The 1,829-nt window shown below is 66.7% G+C and carries 2 protein-coding genes and 1 pseudogene; 1 reads left to right on the forward strand and 2 read right to left on the reverse strand.

Features of this window, described 5'->3' with window-relative positions; all coding sequences use genetic code 11:
- Positions 1-614: chorismate-binding protein (locus tag ACWFR4_RS48645; RefSeq protein WP_453658389.1), on the forward strand; the 614-nt coding region annotated here is incomplete at its 5' end.
- Between the two features lie 59 nt (positions 615-673).
- On the opposite strand, the gene ACWFR4_RS48650 is transcribed toward ACWFR4_RS48645, so the two are convergent.
- On the reverse strand, positions 674-1,396 hold the full coding sequence (locus ACWFR4_RS48650; protein WP_453658391.1) for a 2'-5' RNA ligase family protein: 723 nt from the start codon (positions 1,394-1,396) through the stop codon (positions 674-676).
- 58 nt (positions 1,397-1,454) lie between these two features.
- Positions 1,455-1,829 (reverse strand): annotated as a pseudogene (locus tag ACWFR4_RS48655) (hypothetical protein); the annotation flags it as partial.

Below are 1,829 nucleotides of genomic sequence, written 5' to 3' on the forward strand. Positions count from 1 at the left end.
CCCATGGTGTGTCCCGCTCGTTCTACTGTCACCATGGTGGGCTGGAGTTCGCGGGAACCAGTCCGGAACTCCTCGTCGACGGCTCACTGGAGCGGTTCACCTGCCACAAGCTGTCCGGCACGTCCGCACACGACGCCAGCAGCCACCGAACGCCGGACTGGGACCGGCGCCTCGTTGAAGAGCACCGGTCATCCATCGACTCCTTGCTGACTGCCTACGGCACCTTCGCCCGAGTGGCAGCAGGGCCCCCGGAGTTCCTGAGACTCGAGGAACTAGTCCACGGAATGACCCGGCTAACGTTGGAGCCCAAGTCCGGAAGCGACCTAGCCGGCGTTCTGCTGGGAGTGCTGCCCACGGGGGCTTCGCCCACCGAAGGGCTATCCGAGATCGCGCGGCTCGAGGAGTTCCCGCGCGGGCCGTACTACGGCCTTGTCGGATGTGCGGCGCCTGATGGCAGTCTCCAGTGGTCGCAGCTCCTGCGCAGCGTCTTCCAGCGGGACGGCCGGGTATGGCTGCCGGTCGGGGCGGCGGTCACCGCCCGGTCCAGCCCGGACACGGAGGCGGCGGAGATTGCGCTGAAAGTCCGGAGCGTGCGGGTGGCGCAGGGCAGTTGAGCCACCGATGGGGGCACCGGTACCACCCGGTGCTCCCATTTCCCATCTCGACGGCTGGGTCAGCGAGCAGGCGAGCGGCTGGGGAGAGTGAGCTTGTGCAGGACCTGCCACCGGTAAGTGCGGTCTTCCTGGCGCAGTTCGACCAGTTCGACGTGGACGACCGGGAGGGCGGTGACGGGGCGGTGCCTCAGGACGGCGACGGCGTCGATCACGGGGGCGGCAGGCCGTTCCCGGTTGTTGTAGAGAATTCCGAGGTGCGGGCGGAAGAGGCTACTTGGCCTTCCGCCTTCGACACCGGCGCGCTGTCCAGCTCGGTACAGGGTGGTGTGCAGCTCCACCAGAGGCGTCCAGGGCGTGACGCTGAACCGGATGGCTCCCCTGGACCCGGCCATGGGTTCGGCACGGATATCGAAGGCACCGCCGAGCGTGCCGTCCGCCTGCTGAGCGAGGCTGTCCACCGTGCTGGGTTCGACGTCCGCGCAGCTGCCAATCCTGTTCATCGTGATGTGCAGGCCGTCGTGCGGCACCTCATCCATGCCTAGGCCGGCCAGGTCCTGCTGGTACGAGCGTGCCTGGGAGATCAGCTCCTGCTCCTCAGGGAAGGCCAGCATCCAGTAGTAGGCCTTGTCTCCCGGGGCCCATCCGGGCCGGTCCCAGTGACTGGTCATCCGGTGAACGGACTTGAAGGCGTCCCAGTCGTTCGAGGTGATCTTCTGAGGATCGTCCAGATCGCTAGGCGGTGTCGCGGGGAACGCCCTGCTGTCGTCGATCAGCGGGGTCATCACCAGAGATCTCCTAAGAGGCTCGCGCAGCCGGTCACGCCCCCGCTTCGGGTTCCGCCTAGACGGCTGGCGGGTAGTTCAGAGCCGCTAGTTCAGTGGCATAGTCGCGCACGACGGGCTCCATCTGCCACTTCCCCGCGTGCTGGAGGAGTTCGCTAGCGCGCAGCCACACCGATTGGATGGGCGCGCTGCCGCTGGTTTGCAGCATGTGGAGGGCCTGGGTGCCCAGAGATAGCGCCTGTTCCAGCTCGGGTCGGCCTTGTTGCAGCAGCGCGGTGGCCACATCTAGGGACACAAGAGTGCGGGTCCACTGCGAGGGTGACTGCTTGACCAGAGCCTCGATCTGCCCGGAGTATTCAAGAACCTTGGTGACATCGCCGTTCGACAGGTGGGCCGTGACGGCGTTGGCGAGCGTACGTGCAGGGCTGTACGC

The organism is Streptomyces sp. NPDC055140, from assembly GCF_053607285.1.

Excerpts from the sequence above, each read along its gene's own strand:
- ACWFR4_RS48650 (WP_453658391.1), bottom strand. The coding sequence starts at position 1,396 with ATGACCCCGCTGATCGACGACAGCAGGGCGTTCCCCGCGACACCGCCT.